Here is a 505-nt window from a genome sequence, read left to right on the forward strand (position 1 = left end):
TTAGCCTACTGTCTATGAACGAGAGCCGCTAAGCATCCTTAAACGCAGAATAACGTTGAATCCAATATATTAAGGCAATAACGGGGACACCCATCAAACTCGCAAGTAAAAAGAAGTTTGAGTAGCCCAAATTATCAACCATACTCCCCGAATACCCTCCGATTACTTTTGGCAAAAGCGTCATCAGCGAACTAAATATTGCATATTGAACAGCGGTAAAAGACACATTGGTCAGGCTTGAAAGGAAGGCTATAAATGCCGCACTGGCCAATCCTGCCGTTAGGTTATCGGCCGAGATCACAAAATACAGCAACTCAATATTATGACCCGACTCTGCCAGCAGCATAAACAAGAGATTAGTTGCGACGGTTAAAAAAGCACCGGTATAAAGCATTTTGATCACACCATAACGAGCAGATAACACGCCTCCTAAAAATCCCCCTGCGATCGTCATAAATAGGCCAAAGGTTTTTACAACCGTCGCGATCTCTGTTTTGCTAAAGCC

Annotated in this window: 1 protein-coding gene; it reads right to left on the bottom strand. The window is 43.4% G+C overall.

Translation table 11 applies throughout. The features are described 5' to 3' along the window. Window positions 1-28: 28 nt before the first annotated feature. A partial coding sequence (locus A3763_RS27880) for an MFS transporter (protein ID WP_369823074.1) occupies window positions 29-505 on the bottom strand: 477 nt, incomplete at its 5' end.

The organism is Oleiphilus sp. HI0128 (assembly GCF_001635365.1).